The sequence below is a fragment of the Enterococcus sp. AZ141 genome (assembly GCF_051714385.1).
GTDB lineage: Bacteria > Bacillota > Bacilli > Lactobacillales > Enterococcaceae > Enterococcus_D > Enterococcus_D entomosocium.
This window is the reverse complement of the sequence record NZ_JBIORT010000001.1, coordinates 797,967-819,608: the sequence shown is the minus strand read 5'-3', so window position 1 is coordinate 819,608 and position 21,642 is coordinate 797,967. Positions and strand designations below refer to the sequence as shown.

Here is a 21,642-nt window from a genome sequence, read left to right as displayed (position 1 = left end):
ATAAAAATGAAGCGGTCAATACTTGCGCAAGAACACTTCATCGATCAAATGGTGCTTTGTTTTATGAAGAATTATATCGGCTCTGCTGCGTGTAGGCAAGATATACTCGTGTAAATTCTTTAAATTCACATTTTTCCATACTTCTTTTGCCATTTTAATCGCTTCCTTGCGATCCCCGATCGCATATTGGTAATAATAATTGCTAGGGTCTTGAAAGGCAGTGTCTAGTAATGATTCAAATCGTTCCAAATACCATTTTTCAATCAGTGCCGGTTGGGCATCCACGAAAATTGAAAAATCAAAAAAGTCACTGATATAGATTTGTTGGTTGGCAGGCAATTGCAAGGTATTGATGCCTTCCACGATCAAGATATCTGGTTGACTGATCGTTTCATACGTATCAGGAATAATATTGTAGACTTCATGGGAGTAGACGGGGATCTGGATGTCTGGTTCTCCTGATTTGACCGCATTCAAAAAGTTGATCAAGGCTTCCATGTCATAACTTTCTGGAAATCCTTTGCGATTCAAGCTGCCGCGTTCTTCCAAGACTTCGTTCGGGTACAAAAAGCCGTCAGTGGTGATCAGTTGGACGGTTCTGCGGGGAAACAAACGGGCCAATAAATTTTGGACGAGCCGTGCGGTGGTACTTTTGCCGACGGCGACGCTTCCGGCGATGCCGATGATAAAAGGCGGCATTTTAACATAGCGGTGTAAAAAGAGTCCCTTGCTGAGGGTCAATGATTCAAACTCTTTCATATAAAGATGGATCAGATGGCATAAAGGCACATAAACATCTTCCACATCTTGGACCGAGATCCGGTCGTTCAAACTTTTGATATTATCCAATTCTTCTTGAGTGAAAGGCATCATGCCGTTCGTATAAAACCCTTGCCATTGCTCACGAGGAATTTGATAAAAATTCATGGTTTCTTGCATAGTAGGCTCCTTTTTTGCGGCATCATCGGTTTCTATTAGAAGCGATAGGCCACTGTTCGAAAGTATTTTACCATAGAAACCCACAGAACTTGGAAAAAAGACATGATTTCCTTTGCAGAAACAACAAAAAACTGTTTTTTCGTTGTTTTTTTTGCTGGGCGTTTACTTCTGGCTGTTTTTCGGTATGATTAGAAAGAAGCAGCAGGCAAATCTTGCACGTCTTTTTTACTGGTGTTTTCACTACGTTCACTCGTTCTAATAGAAGAAACAAGGAAAAAACCAGTAGAAGCCAGTAGAAAAAACAAGCGAAAAGGGAATAGAAGAAAGGAGCATAAACATGAGTAATCATTACTATACAGAAAATCCTGATACGGCCCATGATTTTGAACAGTGGTCGTTTGAATTAAGAGGAAAGAAGTTTCATTTTGTGACAGATAGCGGGGTGTTTTCCCGAGACACGGTGGACTACGGCTCGCGGGTGCTGATCGATGCGTTTGAGTGGGCGGAGCTGCCAGAAGGAAGTCTGCTAGACGTTGGGTGTGGCTATGGTCCTGTTGGCTTATCGTTGGCTTATGCAAGTCAGCGACCTGTCGAGATGATCGATATCAATCAGCGGGCAGTGGATTTGGCAAAAGGCAATGCCCAGCGTAACGGCATTGAACAGGTAGATATCCATCAATCCAATATCTATGCCCAATTAAATCAACCTGCTTATGCGGCGATCCTCAGCAACCCACCGATTCGGGCAGGAAAAGAAGTCGTCCATGAGATTTTGACAGGGGCGTTTCCGCTACTAAAAACAGGGGGAACTTTAACGATCGTGATCCAAAAGAAACAAGGGGCGCCGAGTGCTCAAAAGAAAATGCAAGAGACCTTTGGCAATGCCGAAATCATCAAAAAAGACAAAGGCTATTACATCATTCAAAGCGTAAAAGAAGCGTAGCTGCTCTTTGATTCTCAGCAGATCAAAGGCATCGCCAAGGCAAGCGCTGGTTAGTAGCAACTGGACCAGTTGGTTTCTCAAAAAGCCTATTGCCAGCAGCCTTTCGGGCAATTGCAGCGTTGGTTAATCAGCTGTCTATATCATCGGGCTATTTTTGATCAACGAAAAAGAAAGTCGCACACTTGTTGAAAGTGTGCTATTTTTTTTGAGAAAAATTTGCTACACTTTAGGCAAGAGAGGAGAGAAGCAGATGAAATTGACGATTAAACAGATTGCTGAAATGGCTGGCGTCTCTGTCACGACCGTGTCGCAGATCCTAAACAATAAAGGCAGCCGTTTTAGTGAAGAAACCCGGAAGCGGGTCTTAGATATCGTAAATAAATATCACTATAAGCCGGATTTTTTTGCTTCGAATCTTATCAACCGCCATTCAAAAACGATCGGAATGATCGTGCCTGATGTGACGGATTTCTTTTTCTCTAAAGTCATTGAAGGGGCGGAAAGTTATTTCAATCCACTAGGTTACATGCTAGTGTTATGCAATTCGCGCCACAGCCAAGAAAAAGAGGTTCAATATTTGAATGAACTGTCTCATCGTTCGGTAGATGGCATCTTATTAGCGACGCCGCATTTGCTGCCAGAGGATTATTCCTTGAAGAGCGGGTTCTTTGATGACCGACCAATTATTTTAGTCGATCGTGGGATCAATCAGCGGGACAATGGTCGTTTGATCGTGAAAGAATACGAAGGCGCCTACCAAGCCGTCAGCTATTTGATCAAAAATGGTCACCGCAACATTGCGATGCTCAAAGAAATCACCGGCTACTATCAATTAGAGGAACGGTTCAATGGCTATCGCCATGCCTTAAAGGATCATCAGATCCCTTTTAAAGGCCGATATGTAGAAAATGCTGAATTAACGGTTACTGGCGGGTACGAAGCAACGAAGAAATTATTGAAGTATAAAGAGATCACAGCGTTCTTCTGTGGCAACGATGCCATGGCGATCGGCTGTTATCAAGCGATTTATGAGGCGGGCAAAAAAGTACCAGAAGACTACTCGGTGATCGGCTTTGATGCCTTGAAATTATCGGAATACATCACACCACCGCTTACCACGGTCATGCAGCCGACTTTTGAGATCGGGTTTACCGCAGCGAAGTTTTTAGTGGACGCCATTGAGTTTCCGACACGGCGAATTCCAAATAAGATTTTTGATACAAAATTAATTATTCGTGAGAGCGTGAAGACATTGACAAGCGAGAAATAATGCGGTATATTTCTTCTTGTAAGTGTTTTCATAGTTTTGCGATATTTAGTAAACTGTTTTACTAAAGTGGTTTACCCTACGAAAAATTATTGTATAATGTTAAAGGAAGCGAGGGTCATTTCGATGCGAATGGTGGATTTAATTGAAAAGAAACGTGACGGCAAGTCATTGACGAAGGAAGAAATTGACTACATTGTAACTGCGTATACTGAAGGAAGTATTCCAGATTATCAAATGAGTGCCTTGTTGATGGCTATTTTTTATGTAGATATGACAGATGAAGAAATCACGAACTTAACGCTAGCAATGGCAAATTCTGGTGAAGTGATCGACCTATCCTCAATTGAAGGAATCAAAGTCGATAAGCATTCGACTGGCGGTGTTGGTGATACGACCACATTGATCTTAGCGCCATTAGTGGCTAGTGTTGGCGTACCAGTTGCGAAAATGTCTGGGCGCGGCTTAGGCTATACTGGTGGGACGTTAGACAAGCTTGAAGCGATCCCTGGATTTAAAATCGAGCTTTCTGAAGCCGACTTTATCCGATTAGTCAACGAAAGCAAAGTGGCCGTGATCGGTCAATCAGGAGATTTAGCTCCTGCAGACAAAAAACTGTATGCCTTACGAGATGTGACGGCAACGGTTAGTTCGATCCCATTGATCGCCAGCTCGATCATGAGTAAAAAAATCGCGGCAGGTGCCGATGCGATCGTGTTAGATGTAACCACAGGCGATGGCGCCTTTATGAAAAACTTGGAGGATGCCAAACGCTTAGCCCAAACGATGGTCCGCATCGGAAAATTGGCAAATCGCCAAACGATGGCAGTCATTTCTGATATGTCACAACCTCTAGGGGAAGCGATCGGCAACAGTTTGGAAGTGGTGGAAGCTATTGAGACACTGCAAGGAAAAGGACCGAAAGACTTGGAAGAAATGTGCTATGCACTGGGCAGCCAAATGGTCGTTTTAGCGAAAAAAGCTGATTCATTGGAAGAAGCACGCCAACTGTTGGAAGAAGCCTTGCATTCAGGCAAAGCGTTAGAAAAATTCAGACAGATGATCATAGATCAAGGCGGAGACGCTTCAGTGATCGATGACCCGAGCAAGATTTTGACAGCAAAATATGAAGTTGAGGTCCCAGCGAAAACTAGCGGCGTGGTGACGAAATTAGTTGCCAATGAGCTAGGGATCGCGGCGATGATGTTAGGGGCAGGTCGTAAGACCAAAGACGAAGACATCGACCATGCAGTGGGCATCAAATTGCATAAGAAAGTTGGCGAATCCGTAACTGAAGGGGAATCGCTATTGACGATCTATAGCAATACCGAAGCAATCGAGGATGTCAAAGCATTGATCGACCAAAATATTGAAATTGGGGAAGATGGCGCAGAACCGCCATTGATCCATGACATTATTACAGAATAAGGAGCGAATAAAAATGGAATTGAATCGCATGATCGACCACACGATTTTGAAAGCAGACGCAACGGAGGAAGATGTTTTACGAATCATCGAAGAGGCAAAAACCTATCACTTCTATTCTGTCTGCATCAATCCAACGTGGGTTTCATTAGCAGCAGAAAAATTACAAGGCGAACCAACGGCTGTTTGTACCGTGATCGGGTTTCCTTTAGGGGCAAACACATCTGAAGTCAAAGCTTATGAAACAACAGATGCGATCAAAAACGGCGCAGATGAAGTCGATATGGTAATCAACGTAGGTGCCTTGAAATCAAAACAATACAAAAAAGTTCAAGCAGACATCGAAGCAGTCGTTGAAGCAGCCAAAGACAAAGCGCTTGTCAAAGTAATCATTGAAACAGCGTTATTAGACAACGAAGAAATCGTCAAAGCCTGTGAATTAGCCAAAGCAGCTGGTGCAGATTTCGTGAAAACCTCAACTGGCTTTTCAACTGGTGGGGCAGTCGTTGAAGATGTTCGCTTGATGCGTGAAACAGTAGGACCAGAAATGGGTGTCAAAGCTTCTGGTGGTATCCACAACGAAGCAGAAGCTGCAGCTATGGTCGAAGCGGGGGCAAATCGCTTAGGAACAAGCGCAAGTGTTGCTATCGTGACTGGCTCAACAGGTGCTGGCTACTAAGCTTAGCATTGTTAAGTAAAGTAGCAAAAATTAAAAACAAGAGCGGGGAAGACAATGACAATAGCGAAAAAAGAGTGGATCGACACCGCCGTTTCCGCCTTAGATAAAGCGTATGTGCCGTACTCTAAGTTTCCGGTCGGTGCTTGTCTCGTTGCCAAAAATGGGACGATATATCAAGGGATCAACATTGAAAATGCCTCATATGGCTTAACAAATTGCGCAGAAAGAACGGCTTTTTTCAAAGCCGTTTCTGAAGGCGAAAAAGAGTTTCAACATTTGGTTGTGGCGGGTCATACGCCAGAACCGATCTCTCCTTGCGGTGCTTGCCGCCAGGTCATGGTGGAATTTTGTGCGCCAGATATGCCGGTGACCTTAGTCGGCGATGATGGTGTGATCAAAGAAACCACGGTAGAAGGCCTATTGCCTTATTACTTTACGAACAAAGATTTATAAACCATGTTCATTCAGTCGATGCGGCTGTTGAAAAAAACTATATTTTTAGGGGGCTTTACAGCAATGAAAAAAGCAAAATTATTTAGTTTAGGTATTGTTGCAGTAGCTGGGTTGACTTTACTTGGTGCTTGTGGCGGAGGAAATTCAGGTTCAACTGATTCAACTGGTGGCGGTTCTGCAGACGGTACGACTGATGCAGCGCATAGTGTCGCAATCGTTACCGATATCGGCGGGGTGGATGACCGTTCATTCAACCAATCCGCATGGGAAGGCTTAGAAGCATGGGGGGAAGAACACGGGATCGCTCGCGGTGCTGGTGGTTATGACTACGTGCAATCAAATGAAGCATCAGAATACACAACAAACGTAAATGGTGCCGTTCAAAATGGTTTCAAAACGATTTTCGGTGTAGGTTACTTATTGAAAGATTCAATCGCAGCAGCAGCAGACCAAAACCCTGATACACAATTCGGGATCATCGATGATGTGATCGAAGGCAAAGACAACGTTGTTTCAGCAACATTTAAAGATAATGAAGCAGCTTACTTAGCTGGTTATGCTGCAGCTTATACAACCAAAACAAACAAAGTCGGCTTCATCGGTGGTGAAGAAGGCGTCGTTATCGACCGTTTCGAAGCTGGTTTCACAAAGGGTGTTCAAGACGCAGCTGAAAAACTAGGCAAAGAAATTACCATTGATTCTCAATATGCAGCATCATTTGGTGATCCTGCCAAAGGAAAAGCATTGGCAGCTTCAATGTATCAAGGCGGCGCTGACGTAATCTTCCACGCATCTGGCGGTACTGGTGCAGGTGTCTTCCAAGAAGCAAAAGCAATCAACGAACAATTGAACGAAGCAGACCTAGAAGACAAAAAAGTTTGGGTCATCGGTGTGGATAGCGATCAACAAGACGAAGGAAAATTCACAACTGCTGACGGCAAAGAAGATAACTTCACACTGGCTTCAACATTGAAAGGTGTTGGCGCAGCGGTACAAGATATCTCAACTCGTGCGTTAGAAGATAACTTCCCTGGCGGCGAACACATTGTTTACGGCTTGAAAGATGGCGGTGTAGACATTACTGAAGGGTTCCTTTCAGATGATGCCAAAGCAGCGATCGAAACAGCGAAACAAGACGTGATCGACGGCAAAGTAGAAGTACCAGAAACACCTGAAAAATAAAGTGGTTCTTTTCGGTTATCTTGCCCTAGCCTAGGGCAAGATGATCGTTGTTGGATTACTATGTTGATGAAAGCTACGGGTTTTCATGAGGATAGTAATCATCCTAAGCAATAGCAATTATTTTTTTGACATGACGAATGGTTTGTATAAGCGAATTAGAAAGTAAGGATGTGAGTAATTTGGCTGAGGAAAAATATGTTGTAGAAATGCGTCATATCACCAAAGAGTTTGGAACGTTCAAAGCCAATGACGATGTCAACTTGCAAGTAAGGCCAGGAGAAATCCACGCATTGCTTGGTGAAAATGGAGCGGGCAAGTCGACCTTGATGAATATGTTGTCAGGATTATTGGAACCAACATCTGGTGAAATCTGGATGAATGGTGAAAAAGTGAATATCACGAGTCCGACCGCAGCAAACAAATTGGGGATCGGTATGGTGCATCAGCATTTCATGCTGGTAGACGCCTTTACTGTAACAGAAAATATCATTTTGGGAAGCGAACCCCATCATCTCGGTGTGTTAGATCGCAAGAAAGCCCGCAAAGAAATCAAAAAAGTTTCTGAACAATATGGTTTATCGGTTGATCCAGATGCTTATGTGCGTGACATCTCTGTCGGGATGGAACAACGGGTAGAGATCTTGAAAACTCTTTACCGCGGCGCAGATGTACTGATTTTTGATGAACCAACGGCAGTTTTGACACCGCAAGAAATCGAAGAGCTGATCGAGATCATGCGCGGATTGGTGCGTGAAGGGAAATCGATCATCTTGATCACCCACAAACTGGATGAGATCAAAGCGGTGGCAGACCGCTGTACAGTTATCCGTCGGGGGCAAGGGATCGGCACTGTCAATGTCAAAGACGTCAGCTCCCAACAGTTGGCCGATATGATGGTTGGTCGTTCTGTGTCCTTCAAGACACCGAAGAAAGAGGCGTCACCAAAAGAAGTCGTGCTTTCTGTTGAAAACTTAGTCGTAAAAGAAAACCGCGGCTTAGAAGCAGTCAAAAACTTAAGCTTAGAAGTACGTGCAGGTGAAGTATTGGGGATTGCTGGTATCGATGGCAATGGGCAATCAGAGCTGTTACAAGCCATCACTGGTTTACGGAAAGTCGAAAGTGGCAAGGTCTTGCTGAATGGCGATGACATCACCAACTTCAAGCCTCGGAAAGTCACCGAAGCCGGCGTTGGTCATGTGCCAGAAGACCGCCATAAATACGGGCTTGTCTTGGATATGATGTTATCAGAAAACATCGCCTTACAAACCTACTACAAAAAACCTTTGAGTAATGCAGGTGTCTTGGACTATGGAGAGATCAACGAGTTTGCTCGTGACTTGATTCAAGAATTTGACGTACGAACAGTCAATGAGATCGTACCGGCACGGGCATTGTCCGGCGGGAATCAACAAAAAGCGATTATCGCACGAGAAATCAGCCGCGATCCTGATCTATTGATCGTTGCCAATCCGACCCGTGGGTTGGATGTCGGAGCAATCGAATTTATCCACAAACGCTTGATTGAACAACGGGATAAGTTCAAAGCTGTTTTATTAGTCAGCTTTGAATTAGATGAAATTTTGAATGTATCAGACCTCATTGCTGTTATTCATGCTGGTGAGATCGTTGGGGTCGTTGATCCGAAAGAAACATCAGAGAAAGAGCTTGGTTTGTTGATGGCAGGGTACTCCTTGGAGGAAGCAAGACGAGAGCTGCAAATGGAGGAAGTAGGTGGTTCGGTTGAATAACCGCAAAGAAAAGATCCGCAATATATTAGTGCCGATCATCGCTGTCTTGTTGGGATTCGTCCTTGGCGGAATCATCATGGCGGCCTTCGGCTACAGCCCGATCACAGGGTATACACAAATGTTCCGGACCGTTTTTATCAACGGACAAACAGGTGGGTTAAATGCCCGCAACATTGGTGAGATTTTTGTTACAGCAGGACCATTGATCTTTACCGCTCTTGGATTTGCCGTTGCAAACTCAGCGGGATTCTTCAATATCGGTCTTTCTGGTCAAGCGCTAGCAGGTTGGGTTGCCAGTATCTGGGTCGCACTAGCGATGCCGGATGCGCCTCGGTTGGTGGTCTTGCCATTAGCCGTGATCGTAGGGGCTTTATGCGGGGCGATCGCAGCTGCGATTCCTGGGTTCCTACGGGCATTCTTTGGTACGAGTGAAGTCATCGTGACGATCATGATGAACTATATCTTGCTTTATACGGGGAACCATTTAGTCAATAATGTGATGAGCGAATCCATGATCACGACAAAAGGGGTCACGAAAATGGTGGGGGAAAATGCCTCCATGCAGACCCCGTTTCTAGCAAGCATCACGAGCAACTCTCGCTTGAACTTGGGGATCTTCTTAGCCTTGATCTTCTTAGTTTTGGTTTGGTTCTTGATGAAAAAAACCACTCTTGGTTATGAGATCCGCGCGGTGGGCTTGAACCCAAGCGCTTCTGAATATGCGGGGATGAGTAGCAAACGGACGATCATTATCTCCATGATCATCTCTGGAACACTTGCCGGATTAGGTGGAGTCGTTCAAGGACTAGGAACGTTTGAAAACTTCTTCGTTCAAGGGTCATCATTAAGCATCGGGTTTGACGGTATGGCTGTATCCTTGTTAGGAAGCGGCTCATCGATCGGAATCTTGCTTTCAGCCCTCTTGTTCAGTATTTTGAAATTAGGTGGACAAGGCATGCAGTTTGCAGGTATTCCATCTGAATTAGTTGATGTTAATATCGCAATTATTATTTTCTTCGTAGCGATCAGTTTTGTGATTCGTTTCTTGTTGGCAAAAATCTTTGACGGCAAAAAAGAAGCGCTGGTCGTACAGGAGATTGAAGCCCAACCAAACGATCAAGATCAGGAAGGAGGAACCATCTAATGGATATTAGTTTAATTTCTTCGATCGTCACTCAAACATTGATTTATGCGTCTCCTCTGATTTTGACGGCGCTAGGTGGCGTGTTCTCAGAGCGAAGCGGGATCGTTAACGTGGGTCTTGAAGGAATCATGGTTATGGGTGCTTTTAGCTCGATTGTTTTCAATATTGAATTTGCGTCACAATTTGGTGCGTGGACACCGTGGTTAGGGATGCTCGTCGGCGGACTTGTCGGTGTGGTTTTCTCCTTGCTGCATGCGGTGGCAACCATCAACTTCCGTGCAGACCACATCATCAGTGGTACGGTGATGAACTTGATGGCACCAGCTTTGGCCGTGTTCTTAGTTAAAGCGATCTACAACAAAGGGCAAACCGATAACATCCAACGGACATTGGGGTATTTCAATTTCCCGATTCTTAAAGATATTCCTATCATTGGCCCGATTTTCTTTAATCAAACGTTCTTACCGGCGTACTTCGCTATTTTGATCTCAGTGATCGCGTGGTTCGTGATTTTCAAAACACGCTTTGGGTTGCGTCTTCGTTCTGTCGGTGAGCATCCTCAAGCAGCTGATACCTTAGGGATCAATGTTTACGTGATGCGTTACTCAGGCGTCTTGATCTCTGGATTCCTTGGTGGGATGGGCGGTGCCTTGTTTGCTCAATCGATCGCGGGTCGCTTTGCTGTGACAACGATCGCCGGTCAAGGGTTTATCTCGATGGCTGCGATGATCTTTGGTAAATGGAATCCACTTGGTGCGATGGGAGCAGCGATTTTCTTCGGTTTCGCGCAAAACATCAGTATCGTAGGTGGCCAGCTGCCAATCATCTCTTCCATTCCAGCAGTTTACTTACAAGCTGCGCCTTATGCCTTGACGATCATCGTGCTCGTTCTTTTCCTTGGAAAAGCTGCTGGTCCGAAAGCTAACGGGAAGAACTACATTAAATCTAAATAATTTTTTCAGTATGAAAGGGTGGGGCTATGGGACATGAATGTGTTGCTGTGTCCTGCCCTTTTTCTATCCTCTGGGTGAAAGGAAAGCGTCAGGAAATTTCCAAAGCAACCCAGCGCAATTTTTGCTTAAGTTTAGTATGATAGAGGTAGTAGATCCGCTTGTAAAAGCATAAAATAAAGAAAGTAGGGAATAGAATGTTTAAACGTGTACACTTGATCGTGATGGATTCAGTCGGAATTGGTGAAGCACCTGATGCGGCAGCTTTTGGTGATGTCGGTTCAGATACATTAGGCCATATTGCAAAAGAAGCAGGCTTAACGATCCCTCACTTGGAACAATTAGGCCTAGGTACGATTCGTCCTTTAGAAGGCGTAAAGGCGGTAGCTGACCATGATGGGTATGCAACCAAATTGGAAGAAGTTTCTGTTGGGAAAGATACGATGACGGGTCACTGGGAGATCATGGGCTTGAATATCCAAAAGCCTTTCCGCGTATTTCCAGATGGGTTTCCCGATGAATTATTGCAACAGATCGAAGCGTTCTCTGGACGCAAAATCGTCTGCAATGCGCCGTATTCTGGGACAGCAGTCATTGATGACTTTGGCGAACATCAAATGAAGACCGGGGATCTGATCGTTTACACTTCGGCTGACCCAGTGTTGCAGATCGCCGCTCATGAGGAAATCATTCCATTAGAAGAATTGTATCGTATTTGTCAGTACGTTCGGGATATCACGAAAGATGAGCCGTATATGATCGGCCGCATCATCGCGCGTCCTTATGTCGGTGAGCCTGGAAACTTTACTCGTACGAGCAATCGTCATGACTACGCACTCGATCCATTTGGCCATACAGTGTTAGATTCATTGAAAGAAGCTGGAAAAGACGTGATCGCCGTTGGGAAAATCAATGATATCTTCAACGGGCAAGGAATCACCGATTCTGTACGGACGAAGAGCAATATGGACGGTGTGGATCAATTATTGAAGGCGATGAAACAAGACTTTACGGGTCTAAGCTTTACGAACTTAGTCGACTTCGATGCGCTTTATGGTCACCGTCGCGATGTCGTAGGGTATGCCCACGCCATTGAAGATTTTGATTTGCGTATTCCAGAACTCTTAGAAGCAATGGGAGACGAGGATCTGCTGTTGATCACAGCTGACCACGGCAATGACCCAACCTTTACGGGAACGGATCACACGAGAGAATATGTGCCATTACTAGCGTACAGCAAGAAATTTCAAGGCCAAGGCCAATTGCCACAAGGCTACTATGCGGATATTTCCGCAACGATCGCTGAAAACTTTGGTGTTTCAGCTACAGAAAACGGAACAAGCTTTTTAAAACATTTAAATTAGAGGTGATGAAATGACAACGTTACATGAGAAATTACAAGAAACAACGGCATTTATCAAAGGAAGCGGCGTCGGTGAAGTGGAATTTGGGTTGATTTTAGGATCTGGCTTAGGGGAACTAGCCGATGAGATCGAAAACCCAATCGTGTTGCCTTATAACGATATCCCGCATTTTCCTGTTTCGACAGTGGTCGGTCATGCCGGACAATTGGTCTATGGAACATTAGCTGGGAAAAAAGTCTTAGCGATGCAAGGACGATTCCATTATTATGAAGGCCATTCGATGCAGACGGTCACTTACCCCGTCCGTGTGATGGCGGCATTGAAAGCTCATTCCTTAGTCGTGACCAATGCCTGTGGCGGTGTGAACGAAAGCTTCCAGCCTGGAGACTTGATGTTGATCACCGATCAAATCAACTTTATGGGGGACAACCCACTGATTGGTGAAAACGAAGAAGAAATGGGTCCACGTTTCCCAGATATGAGCCAAGCTTACCATTTGCCTTATCGGGAAGCGGCACAAAAAGTTGGCGCATCAAAAGGATTGCACTTAAAAGAAGGCGTCTATATGGGCTTCTCAGGTCCTACGTATGAAACGCCAGCAGAGATCCGCTTTGCTCGGACGATCGGTGCCGATGCTGTCGGTATGTCGACTGTCCCAGAAGTGATCGTTGCTGTTCACAGTGGCTTGAAAGTCTTAGGTGTTTCTTGCATCACAAACTTGGCTGCTGGTATGCAAGCGAGCTTGAATCACGAAGAAGTCGTGGAAACGACGGAACGGGTCAAGGCAGAATTTAAAGCGTTGATCAAAGAAACGTTAACAGTACTATAAAAAGCAGACCAAAGGAGAAAAACGAATGAGCGTTCATATCGAAGCAAAAGCAGGCGAGATCGCAGACAAAATCTTGTTACCAGGTGATCCACTGCGGGCGAAATATATTGCTGAAACATTTTTAGAAGACCCGATCTGTTACAACAATGTTCGGGGAATGTTGGGCTATACAGGCGTTTATAAGGGCGAGCGGGTCTCTGTCCAAGGAACCGGCATGGGCATGCCTTCAGCGAGCATCTATGCCCATGAATTGATCAACTCTTACGGCGTGAAGAAATTGATTCGGGTCGGTACGTGTGGTGCCATCTCAAAAGATGTCCATGTGCGTGATCTTGTGATTGCCCAAGCGGCAGCAACAAGTTCCTCGATGGTGGCAAAAAACTTCCAAAGTTTCCATTTCCCACCAATCGCTGACTTTGCACTGCTGCGTAAAGCCTATGATACAGCGATTGAATCAGGATTTACGACCCACGTCGGCAACATCTTATCTGAAGATACCTTCTACAAAGATGACATGACGGAAACGTTACAGTTGGCAGACCTTGGGGTGATGGGTGTTGAGATGGAAGCCGCAGCCTTATACTATTTAGGGGCGAAATTCCACGTTCAAACCTTAGCGATCTGTACCGTCAGCGACCACATCATCACTGGAGAAGAAACAACGCCAGAAGAAAGACAAACGACGTTTAACGACATGATCAAAGTTGGCTTAGAAACAGCGATTGCGTAAAAAAGATACCACAGGATCGGTGCATGAACGATGCGAGGGCTGCTTGCTTTTGATAGAGCAAGCAGCCAAATCGTATTGGTTTGCATGCAACCGAGAATGTGTTATCTTTTTTTGTTGGCAAAAAGCCACGAAGAAGCGTTGCACTTTTGCCAGAAAATGGTTTAATGAAAAGAAAAGGTGTAAAAAGGAGACGAGACAATGAATAATTTTACGTTTCATGTAACGACGGACATTCGTTTTGGGAAAGACCGTCTGAACGAATTGCCAGAAGTACTGAATACATTTGGAAAAAACGTCTTGCTAGTCTATGGTGGCGGCAGTATCAAGAAAAACGGCTTGTACGATGCAGTCATGGCGCAATTGACTGCCAACGGCAATCAAGTCACTGAATTGACTGGTGTCGATCCAAATCCACGAATCGAAACCGTTCGTCAAGGAGCCGCTCTTTGTCGTTCAGAAAAGATCGACGTCATTTTAGCTGTTGGCGGCGGTTCTGTCATTGATTGCAGCAAAGTGATTGCTGGGGCGGCTTGCAGTGAGCAAGAGCCTTGGGACTTAGTACTTTCCAGAAGCTATCAAGGACCAGCGATTCCATTAGTAACGATCTTGACCCTTGCGGCTACCGGCAGTGAAATGAATCGCGGCGCAGTGATCTCTAATCTAGAAACGAAACAAAAACTTGGCGTTCACGGACCCGAATTTTTACCGAAAGTATCCTTTTTAGATCCAACAACGACCTTTAGTGTCAGTCGTTATCAAACGGCTGCCGGTTCAGCGGATATCATGAGCCATCTGATTGAAAATTATTTCAGTAAAACAGAAGGAACAGATGTCCAAGACGGTGTAGCAGAAGGATTGCTAAAAGCAGTCATTAAAAATCTGCCCATCGCATTAAAGGATCCCTCGGACTATGACGCACGGGCGAATTTGATGTGGGCGAGCACCTTAGCCTTAAATGGTTTGACTGGAAGCGGCAAGGGTGGTGCATGGTCTTGTCATGCGATGGAGCATGAGTTGAGTGCGTTTTATGACATTACCCATGGCGTAGGCTTAGCGATCCTGACCCCACGCTGGATGCTTCATGTATTGAATGAAGAAACGGCGCCGAAATTTGCGCGTTTTGCCAGAGAAGTCTTTGGTGTCCAAGAAGCAGTGCCAGAATTAGCTGCCCGAATGGGGATTCAAAAACTGTATGACTTTTTTGCTTCTTGCGATATTCCGATGACTTTGCCAGAAGTGGGGATCGCCGATGACACTCATTTTGCTGAAATGGCGGCTCAAGCAGTTCAATTCAGCTCTATTGCAACAAATGCGTATGTACCGCTACAAGAAGAAGACGTGATCGCAATCTACCAAGATTCCTTGACTCCTTCAACCTATCTTTAATCATTAAAAAGACCGTTCCTGCGACTTGGTTGTCGCGGAGCGGTCTGTTTATTTACCCTTCAGAAGAAAAAGCCAAACGGGCCATTAGCTGATTCGCAATCAAGGCGTGTCCTGCAGGAGTGGGGTGCACACCGTCATCGCCTGTCAGTGCCTGTGGGGAGCTAGCGACGGATGCTTCGGCAAACAAGCCATCCAGCGGCAGCAGTTGACAATGAAAGGCGGCAGCTAAGCGACGAACGATTTGGATTTTCGGATCAAGATCGATCCGCCAGGTTTGGCGATCTTCAGGATATGGCAATACAAAAGGTTCCAGCAAGAAAATACGCGTGATCCCCTGTTGGGTCACTTGTTCCAGAATTTGACGGTAGGTTGCCTCAAAGGACGTTGCCGCAGCTTCTGAACCAAAATCGGGACCACCGGCATTGTGCCACGTGTCGTTGATCCCAATCATAAAGACCAAGGCGTCAGGCGCTAATTGGAGGCAATCTTCTTGGAGACGGGCTAAGACATCGGCAGCTTTATTGCCGCCGATCCCGCGGTTATAAAAGGTAAAGCCCGCAGTGGGGAATTTCTCTGCCAGCTGATCGGCAACGAGACGGGCAAACCCATGTCCTAAATCGTGGGGGGCTTGGCGATCACGATCGCAATCTGTGATGCTGTCACCTAAAAATAAAACGGTATCATTTTTGACTAGTTTCATAATAAGCTCCTTTCGAGTATGCCCTCAATTATAAAAGAGGGGGGAGAAAATGCCAATAAAAAAACTGCCCTTTGGTTAAAAAGGGCAGCGATAAGCGAGGCTTATAAGTAGTATTTTTTCGCAACAGTCAAATCATCGTTCAATTCATAAACAAGTGGTTGACCAGTTGGGATCTCAAGATCCATGATATCTTCGTCAGAAATACCTTCGATATGTTTTGCTAATGCACGTAGAGAGTTTCCGTGAGCCGCAACTAAGACAGTTTTGTCGTCTTTTAATGCTGGGGCGATTTCATCTTGCCAGAAAGGCAATGCACGTTCTAAAGTAACTTTTAAGTTTTCTCCACCAGGTACGTCGCGAGGGTCAAGCATTGCATAACGACGGTCGTTTGCAGCAGAACCTTCATCTGAAGCTTCCATCAATGGAGGTAAAACATCGTAAGAACGACGCCAGATGTGTACTTGTTCGTCACCGTATTTTTCAGCAGTTTCTTTTTTATTTAAACCTTGTAATTTACCGTAATGACGTTCGTTTAAGCGCCATGATTTGATCGTTGGTACCCAAAGTTGATCAGAATATTCTAAAATGTAATTACAAGTTTTGATGGCACGAGTTAAAACAGATGTGTAAGCAACGTCAAATTCGATGCCTGCTTCTTTGATTTTACGTCCGCCTTCGATTGCTTCTTCGACACCTTCTGGCGCTAGATCAACATCAGCCCAACCGGTAAACTGGTTTAATTTGTTCCATTCGCTTAGTCCATGACGAGAAAATACTAATTTTGGCATGTAAAACTCTCCTTTAGATATTCGATATTTTTCTGAAATTTTCAATTCCGTATTTATTGTACACTCTTTCTCAAAGAATTTCCATGGTTTTGGAGGAAAAGCTGGGGGAAAACGCCATTCTTAAGGAAAAACAAAAGGGGATCATTAAAAAGAGGACCGCTTTTGTTTCATGCTGTTCTAGGGGGAGTCGACAACTATGAACGTAACTTGTTCCATTCTTCTTCGGATAATTTTATGTATTTATAGCATGTACCTACAGAAACACCGCATTTTTCAGAAATATATTGAATCGTTTCTTTTTTTTCGTAGTACAATTGACGGATTTTTTTAATCGTTTTTGGATCGATTTTTGGACGACCGCCAATTTTGCCTTTTTTGCGGGCTTTATTTAAGCCGACCAGCGTGCGCTCTTTGATGAGTGAGCGTTCCATGATCGCAAGTCCTTCCATTAAATTGAAGTAAACCTGTCCCATCGGACCGCGGGTATCGATTTGTTCTGCCAGTGAAACCAGATGAAGCTCTCGCTGTTTTAATAGATCAGTGAGATCGGTCAGCTGTCTGGTCGTTTTCCCTAAACGATGCAGTTCCGTAACGACTAAGGTGTCGCCGGGCTGCATTTGTGCCACCACTGACTCCAATGAATGATTTTCTTCACTTTCTTCCACGCTAAATGTCTCATGGAAAAATTCATGACACCCAAATTCTTCGAGCTTGTTTAATTGTTCACTTGTTGAGTTATCGGTGATCGTTGAACGAGCATAGCCTATGATTTTCATAAACCCTCCTACCTTTCCCTTTTTATTGAATGTATCATAATTATTTCTTAAATGATAGGGTAATTTGCACAAAAAATAATAAAAATTAAGTCGATTGAAGAAAAATAACGAAAAAAAGAGAAGCATTTTTGCTTCTCCTTTTTTGTTTCCTTTATCTAACGTGCTTGGTACTCGGTCCTTCAGGCAATCCGACAATGATCGTATGAACCATATCCAAAAACAGACCGTGTTCAACCACGCCCACTGTAGCATCTAATTCCTGTGCCAACTCAGTAGGAGCGGTGATCGTTTCTAGATGAAGATCGATGATGTAATTGCTGCAATCGGTTTTTAAAGGTTCGCCTTCTTCATTCAGACGCAGTTTTGGATGGTAGTTTTTCTTCTCGAACAGACGCAACAGCTGTTGGCTGCCATAAGGGATCACTTCCACTGGCAACGCGAAGGCACCAAGTGTTTCGACCATTTTCGATTCATCAACGATCCACAAAACTTTTTTGGAGTTAGACGCCACGATTTTTTCGAATAAAAGGGCTGCACCGCCGCCTTTGATGCCATGATAATCCTTGCTGATCTCATCTGCACCGTCGATCGTTAGATCCACAGCGTCCACTTCATCGATGGTGCGAATCGGGATACCTAATCCTTCTGCTTGTTTTTTCGATGCCCAAGAAGTTGGGACACCAGTGATCGATAGACCTTCTTCTTTTACACGTCGACCCAGTTCTTCAATCATGTAGTAGGCTGTTGAGCCAGTGCCCAAGCCAACGACCATGCCATCTTTTACATAACTAGCCGCTTCAATGCCGACCATTTCTTTTAGGTTCATTTTCTTCCCGCCTTTTTTAAATAAATGCTTTGTCTCTATTATATAGGAAGAAGCGCAAAATTTGCGGATTTTTTCGTAACAGATTTCTTTTGAAAAAAGCTTGGGAGGATACTTGACAGGTAAGAATAAGCATGATATTCTATCAAAGGTGCTTTATCTACAGGTCTCTCGTTGGAGACGTGCTGACTGTCTATCAAAGCATAGTTGATATGAATGCAGAGAATGCATTATTTTTTATCGCAAAAAAAGAACCACCTGGATGTGTGGGACTATAAAGCGAATCAAGGAAGGAGGACAACTAGGGATGCCTACAATTAATCAATTAGTACGTAAACCTCGTAAATCCAAGGTTGAAAAATCAAATTCACCAGCATTGAACAAAGGATATAACAGTTTCAAGAAAGCTCAAACGAATGTTAACTCACCTCAAAAGCGTGGGGTAGCTACTCGTGTGGGAACTATGACACCGAAAAAACCGAACTCAGCTCTACGTAAATATGCGCGTGTTCGTTTGTCAAACTTGATTGAAGTGACAGCTTATATTCCAGGTATCGGACACAACTTACAAGAACACAGCGTGGTCTTGTTACGTGGTGGACGTGTAAAAGACTTACCAGGGGTACGTTACCATATCGTTCGTGGTGCATTGGATACTGCCGGTGTTAACGATCGTAAACAATCTCGTTCTAAATATGGTACAAAACGTCCTAAAGCTTAATCTTTAAGACAAACAGATCAAATGAATCTTATTTAAATCAGAACTGATATCTCGGAAGGAGGAGTTACGGATGCCTCGTAAAGGTCCTGTTGCAAAACGTGATGTTTTACCAGATCCTATTTATAACTCAAAATTAGTAACTCGTTTGATCAACCGTGTAATGGTTGATGGTAAACGCGGTGTTGCTGCAAATATTATCTACAATGCTTTTGGCATTATCAAAGAATCTACAGGAAATGATCCATTGGAAGTTTTCGAACAAGCAATGAAAAACATTATGCCTGTATTGGAAGTTAAAGCTCGCCGTGTCGGTGGTTCTAACTACCAAGTACCAGTAGAAGTACGTCCTGAACGTCGTACAACTCTAGGTCTTCGTTGGGTGGTAAACTACGCTCGTTTGCGTGGCGAACACACAATGGAAGAACGTCTTGCAAAAGAAATCATGGATGCAGCAAACAACACTGGTGCTTCTGTGAAAAAACGCGAAGACACACACAAAATGGCGGAAGCCAACCGCGCATTTGCTCACTATCGTTGGTAAGATCCTCACTGCTTTTTATTGGAAGGTACTGAGACAACCTTAGCTTAAGTTAAGTAAGAATGAGAGGGGAACAACCTAGAATGGCAAGAGAATTTTCGCTAGAAAAAACTCGTAATATCGGGATCATGGCCCACGTTGACGCTGGTAAAACAACGACAACTGAACGTATCCTTTATTACACAGGTAAAATCCATAAAATTGGTGAAACACATGAAGGTGCTTCTCAAATGGACTGGATGGAACAAGAACAAGAACGTGGGATCACAATCACTTCTGCTGCGACAACTGCGCAATGGAAAGAAAACCGCGTAAATATCATCGACACACCAGGACACGTGGACTTCACAATCGAAGTGCAACGTTCATTGCGTGTACTTGATGGTGCTGTAACTGTGTTGGACTCACAATCAGGTGTAGAACCTCAAACAGAAACAGTTTGGCGTCAAGCGACAGATTACCGCGTACCACGTGTTGTATTCTGTAACAAAATGGACAAAATTGGTGCAGACTTCTTATACTCTGTATCAACTTTACATGATCGTTTACAAGCAAATGCTCACCCAATCCAATTACCAATTGGTGCGGAAGATGACTTTACTGGTATTATCGACTTAGTAAAAATGAAAGCTGAAATCTACACAAATGACTTAGGAACTGAAATCCAAGAGACTGAAATTCCTGAAGAATATGTAGAATTAGCTGAAGAATGGCGCGAAAAATTAATCGAAGCTGTTGCTGATACTGATGAAGAACTAATGATGAAATTCTTGGAAGGTGAAGAAATCACTGAAGAAGAATTGAAAGCTGGTATTCGTCAAGCAACATTGACTGTTGACTTTTTCCCTGTTCTTTGTGGATCTGCCTTTAAAAACAAAGGGGTTCAATTGATGTTGGATGCAGTCATCGACTACTTGCCTTCACCACTTGATGTTCCTGCGATTAAAGGGATCAATCCTAAAACAGACGAAGAAACTGATCGTCCGGCTGACGATGAAGCACCATTTGCTTCATTAGCATTTAAAGTAATGACTGACCCATTCGTAGGTCGTTTGACATTCTTCCGTGTGTATTCAGGTATCTTGAACTCTGGATCATACGTATTGAATGCTTCAAAAGGCAAACGCGAACGTATCGGTCGTATCCTACAAATGCACGCCAACACACGTGCTGAAATCCAAACAGTATACTCAGGCGATATCGCCGCTGCTGTTGGTTTGAAAGACACAACAACTGGGGATACACTATGTGATGAAAAATCACCAGTAATCCTTGAATCAATCGAATTCCCAGAACCAGTTATCGAAGTCGCTGTTGAGCCTAAATCAAAAGCTGACCAAGATAAAATGGGGGTTGCTTTACAAAAACTTGCTGAAGAAGATCCATCATTCCGTGTGGAAACAAACGCTGAAACAGGCGAAACTGTTATCGCTGGTATGGGAGAACTTCACTTGGACGTCTTAGTTGACCGTATGCGTCGCGAATTTAAAGTTGAAGCAAACGTAGGTGCGCCTCAAGTTTCTTATCGTGAAACATTCCGTGCAGCAACACAAGCGGAAGGTAAATTTGTACGTCAGTCTGGTGGTAAAGGTCAATACGGTCACGTATGGGTCGAATTTACACCAAACGAAGAAGGTAAAGGCTTCGAATTCGAAAACGCGATTGTCGGTGGTGTGGTTCCTCGTGAATACATCCCAGCAGTTGAAAAAGGACTTGAAGACTCAATGGCGAACGGTGTCTTAGCCGGTTACCCATTAGTAGACATCAAAGCAAAACTTTATGATGGTTCATACCATGATGTCGATTCAAGTGAAACTGCCTTCCGTGTTGCAGCTTCTATGGCTTTACGTGCTGCAGCGAAGAAAGCAAATCCAGTAATTCTTGAACCAATGATGAAAGTAGTTATCACTGTACCAGAAGATTACTTAGGTGATGTTATGGGTCACGTAACTGCTCGTCGTGGACGCGTAGAAGGAATGGAAGCACACGGTAACTCACAAATCGTGAACGCAATCGTGCCATTAGCTGAAATGTTCGGTTACGCAACGACACTTCGTTCATCAACACAAGGTCGCGGTACGTTCATGATGACATTTGATCACTATGAAGATGTACCAAAATCTGTTCAAGAAGAAATCATCAAGAAAAACGGCGGCAAAGCTGAATAATTGATGGAAGTATAGGAAATTAAGTAAAAAGCTATATTTTTTTCTGAGTTTCGTGTACAATATTATCGATGATAAGGGATGGGGAGCTG

General features: G+C 44.1%; 21 protein-coding genes. 16 read left to right on the top strand and 5 right to left on the bottom strand.

What is annotated here, in order from left to right:
* Window positions 1-15: 15 nt before the first annotated feature.
* Window positions 16-939, bottom strand: coding sequence for a type I pantothenate kinase (coaA, locus tag IGI89_RS03820; protein ID WP_005226828.1), 924 nt, complete (start codon window positions 937-939; stop codon window positions 16-18).
* A gap of 337 nt (window positions 940-1,276) precedes the next feature.
* On the opposite strand from coaA, the gene IGI89_RS03815 reads away from it, so the two are divergent.
* The 13 genes from IGI89_RS03815 to IGI89_RS03755 all read left to right on the top strand — a co-directional run bounded on the left by IGI89_RS03815 (window position 1,277) and on the right by IGI89_RS03755 (window position 15,039).
* Window positions 1,277-1,882, top strand: a complete 606-nt coding sequence (locus tag IGI89_RS03815; RefSeq protein WP_016611508.1) for a class I SAM-dependent methyltransferase — start codon at window positions 1,277-1,279, stop codon at window positions 1,880-1,882.
* A 250-nt stretch (window positions 1,883-2,132) separates the two neighbouring features.
* Window positions 2,133-3,152, top strand: a complete 1,020-nt coding sequence (locus IGI89_RS03810; protein ID WP_413134971.1) for a LacI family DNA-binding transcriptional regulator — start codon at window positions 2,133-2,135, stop codon at window positions 3,150-3,152.
* 123 nt (window positions 3,153-3,275) lie between these two features.
* On the top strand, window positions 3,276-4,577 hold the full coding sequence (locus IGI89_RS03805; RefSeq protein ID WP_042890150.1) for a pyrimidine-nucleoside phosphorylase: 1,302 nt from the start codon (window positions 3,276-3,278) through the stop codon (window positions 4,575-4,577).
* A 13-nt stretch (window positions 4,578-4,590) separates the two neighbouring features.
* Window positions 4,591-5,253 (top strand): deoxyribose-phosphate aldolase, encoded by a 663-nt coding sequence (gene deoC / locus IGI89_RS03800; RefSeq protein WP_005226835.1) that lies wholly within the window; start codon window positions 4,591-4,593, stop codon window positions 5,251-5,253.
* A 54-nt stretch (window positions 5,254-5,307) separates the two neighbouring features.
* Window positions 5,308-5,706 (top strand): cytidine deaminase, encoded by a 399-nt coding sequence (locus tag IGI89_RS03795; protein WP_005226837.1) that lies wholly within the window; start codon window positions 5,308-5,310, stop codon window positions 5,704-5,706.
* A gap of 63 nt (window positions 5,707-5,769) precedes the next feature.
* Window positions 5,770-6,888 carry a BMP family lipoprotein gene (locus IGI89_RS03790; RefSeq protein ID WP_034872080.1) on the top strand — a complete coding sequence of 373 codons (1,119 nt, stop codon included), beginning with the start codon at window positions 5,770-5,772 and terminating at the stop codon, window positions 6,886-6,888.
* A gap of 206 nt (window positions 6,889-7,094) precedes the next feature.
* Window positions 7,095-8,636: an ABC transporter ATP-binding protein gene (locus IGI89_RS03785; RefSeq protein WP_438735842.1), complete on the top strand. Its 1,542-nt coding sequence runs from the start codon at window positions 7,095-7,097 to the stop codon at window positions 8,634-8,636.
* Window positions 8,629-9,780 (top strand): ABC transporter permease, encoded by a 1,152-nt coding sequence (locus IGI89_RS03780; protein WP_005226844.1) that lies wholly within the window; start codon window positions 8,629-8,631, stop codon window positions 9,778-9,780. The genes IGI89_RS03785 and IGI89_RS03780 overlap by 8 nt, the downstream gene beginning before the upstream one ends.
* Window positions 9,780-10,733, top strand: a complete 954-nt coding sequence (locus IGI89_RS03775; protein WP_005232556.1) for an ABC transporter permease — start codon at window positions 9,780-9,782, stop codon at window positions 10,731-10,733. Before IGI89_RS03780 ends, IGI89_RS03775 begins: the two co-directional genes overlap by 1 nt.
* Before the next feature lie 194 nt (window positions 10,734-10,927).
* On the top strand, window positions 10,928-12,094 hold the full coding sequence (deoB, locus tag IGI89_RS03770) for a phosphopentomutase (protein WP_422705469.1): 1,167 nt from the start codon (window positions 10,928-10,930) through the stop codon (window positions 12,092-12,094).
* Window positions 12,095-12,104: 10 nt separating this feature from the next.
* Window positions 12,105-12,923 carry a purine-nucleoside phosphorylase gene (locus IGI89_RS03765; RefSeq protein ID WP_429970083.1) on the top strand — a complete coding sequence of 273 codons (819 nt, stop codon included), beginning with the start codon at window positions 12,105-12,107 and terminating at the stop codon, window positions 12,921-12,923.
* A 25-nt stretch (window positions 12,924-12,948) separates the two neighbouring features.
* Window positions 12,949-13,653 carry a purine-nucleoside phosphorylase gene (deoD, locus tag IGI89_RS03760; protein ID WP_005226852.1) on the top strand — a complete coding sequence of 235 codons (705 nt, stop codon included), beginning with the start codon at window positions 12,949-12,951 and terminating at the stop codon, window positions 13,651-13,653.
* A gap of 198 nt (window positions 13,654-13,851) precedes the next feature.
* Entirely contained in the window at window positions 13,852-15,039 is a 1,188-nt protein-coding gene (locus IGI89_RS03755) for an iron-containing alcohol dehydrogenase (RefSeq protein ID WP_420657317.1), read from the top strand.
* A gap of 52 nt (window positions 15,040-15,091) precedes the next feature.
* Here IGI89_RS03755 and IGI89_RS03750 read toward each other — a convergent pair whose 3' ends face one another.
* From IGI89_RS03750 to rpiA, 4 genes are all read right to left on the bottom strand, one after another.
* The gene (locus IGI89_RS03750; protein WP_438735344.1) at window positions 15,092-15,739 is read right to left on the bottom strand and encodes an SGNH/GDSL hydrolase family protein; all 648 of its coding nucleotides are present in this window, start codon (window positions 15,737-15,739) and stop codon (window positions 15,092-15,094) included.
* A 101-nt stretch (window positions 15,740-15,840) separates the two neighbouring features.
* Window positions 15,841-16,527: a 2,3-diphosphoglycerate-dependent phosphoglycerate mutase gene (gpmA, locus tag IGI89_RS03745; RefSeq protein ID WP_005226871.1), complete on the bottom strand. Its 687-nt coding sequence runs from the start codon at window positions 16,525-16,527 to the stop codon at window positions 15,841-15,843.
* A gap of 194 nt (window positions 16,528-16,721) precedes the next feature.
* The gene (locus IGI89_RS03740; RefSeq protein ID WP_005226873.1) at window positions 16,722-17,303 is read right to left on the bottom strand and encodes a recombinase family protein; all 582 of its coding nucleotides are present in this window, start codon (window positions 17,301-17,303) and stop codon (window positions 16,722-16,724) included.
* A gap of 151 nt (window positions 17,304-17,454) precedes the next feature.
* Window positions 17,455-18,129: a ribose-5-phosphate isomerase RpiA gene (gene rpiA / locus IGI89_RS03735; protein WP_438735343.1), complete on the bottom strand. Its 675-nt coding sequence runs from the start codon at window positions 18,127-18,129 to the stop codon at window positions 17,455-17,457.
* 304 nt (window positions 18,130-18,433) lie between these two features.
* On the opposite strand from rpiA, the gene rpsL reads away from it, so the two are divergent.
* The 3 genes from rpsL to fusA all read left to right on the top strand — a co-directional run bounded on the left by rpsL (window position 18,434) and on the right by fusA (window position 21,553).
* A complete protein-coding gene (gene rpsL, locus IGI89_RS03730) occupies window positions 18,434-18,847 on the top strand; it encodes a 30S ribosomal protein S12 (protein ID WP_003127956.1) in 414 nt (137 codons plus the stop codon).
* 70 nt (window positions 18,848-18,917) lie between these two features.
* The gene (gene rpsG, locus IGI89_RS03725; protein ID WP_003127957.1) at window positions 18,918-19,388 is read left to right on the top strand and encodes a 30S ribosomal protein S7; all 471 of its coding nucleotides are present in this window, start codon (window positions 18,918-18,920) and stop codon (window positions 19,386-19,388) included.
* Between the two features lie 80 nt (window positions 19,389-19,468).
* The gene (gene fusA / locus IGI89_RS03720) at window positions 19,469-21,553 is read left to right on the top strand and encodes an elongation factor G (protein WP_005226900.1); all 2,085 of its coding nucleotides are present in this window, start codon (window positions 19,469-19,471) and stop codon (window positions 21,551-21,553) included.
* Window positions 21,554-21,642: the final 89 nt, after the last annotated feature.

Coding starts and splice junctions, on each gene's coding strand:
- coaA (WP_005226828.1), bottom strand. CDS start 939: ATGCAAGAAACCATGAATTTTTATCAAATTCCTCGTGAGCAATGGCAA.
- IGI89_RS03765 (WP_429970083.1), top strand. CDS start 12,105: ATGACAACGTTACATGAGAAATTACAAGAAACAACGGCATTTATCAAA.
- IGI89_RS03815 (WP_016611508.1), top strand. CDS start 1,277: ATGAGTAATCATTACTATACAGAAAATCCTGATACGGCCCATGATTTT.
- IGI89_RS03810 (WP_413134971.1), top strand. CDS start 2,133: ATGAAATTGACGATTAAACAGATTGCTGAAATGGCTGGCGTCTCTGTC.
- IGI89_RS03755 (WP_420657317.1), top strand. CDS start 13,852: ATGAATAATTTTACGTTTCATGTAACGACGGACATTCGTTTTGGGAAA.
- IGI89_RS03790 (WP_034872080.1), top strand. CDS start 5,770: ATGAAAAAAGCAAAATTATTTAGTTTAGGTATTGTTGCAGTAGCTGGG.
- deoB (WP_422705469.1), top strand. CDS start 10,928: ATGTTTAAACGTGTACACTTGATCGTGATGGATTCAGTCGGAATTGGT.
- rpsL (WP_003127956.1), top strand. CDS start 18,434: ATGCCTACAATTAATCAATTAGTACGTAAACCTCGTAAATCCAAGGTT.
- deoC (WP_005226835.1), top strand. CDS start 4,591: ATGGAATTGAATCGCATGATCGACCACACGATTTTGAAAGCAGACGCA.
- IGI89_RS03785 (WP_438735842.1), top strand. CDS start 7,095: ATGCGTCATATCACCAAAGAGTTTGGAACGTTCAAAGCCAATGACGAT.
- IGI89_RS03750 (WP_438735344.1), bottom strand. CDS start 15,739: ATGAAACTAGTCAAAAATGATACCGTTTTATTTTTAGGTGACAGCATC.
- IGI89_RS03775 (WP_005232556.1), top strand. CDS start 9,780: ATGGATATTAGTTTAATTTCTTCGATCGTCACTCAAACATTGATTTAT.
- gpmA (WP_005226871.1), bottom strand. CDS start 16,527: ATGCCAAAATTAGTATTTTCTCGTCATGGACTAAGCGAATGGAACAAA.
- deoD (WP_005226852.1), top strand. CDS start 12,949: ATGAGCGTTCATATCGAAGCAAAAGCAGGCGAGATCGCAGACAAAATC.
- fusA (WP_005226900.1), top strand. CDS start 19,469: ATGGCAAGAGAATTTTCGCTAGAAAAAACTCGTAATATCGGGATCATG.
- rpsG (WP_003127957.1), top strand. CDS start 18,918: ATGCCTCGTAAAGGTCCTGTTGCAAAACGTGATGTTTTACCAGATCCT.
- IGI89_RS03740 (WP_005226873.1), bottom strand. CDS start 17,303: ATGAAAATCATAGGCTATGCTCGTTCAACGATCACCGATAACTCAACA.
- IGI89_RS03795 (WP_005226837.1), top strand. CDS start 5,308: ATGACAATAGCGAAAAAAGAGTGGATCGACACCGCCGTTTCCGCCTTA.
- IGI89_RS03805 (WP_042890150.1), top strand. CDS start 3,276: ATGCGAATGGTGGATTTAATTGAAAAGAAACGTGACGGCAAGTCATTG.
- rpiA (WP_438735343.1), bottom strand. CDS start 18,129: ATGAACCTAAAAGAAATGGTCGGCATTGAAGCGGCTAGTTATGTAAAA.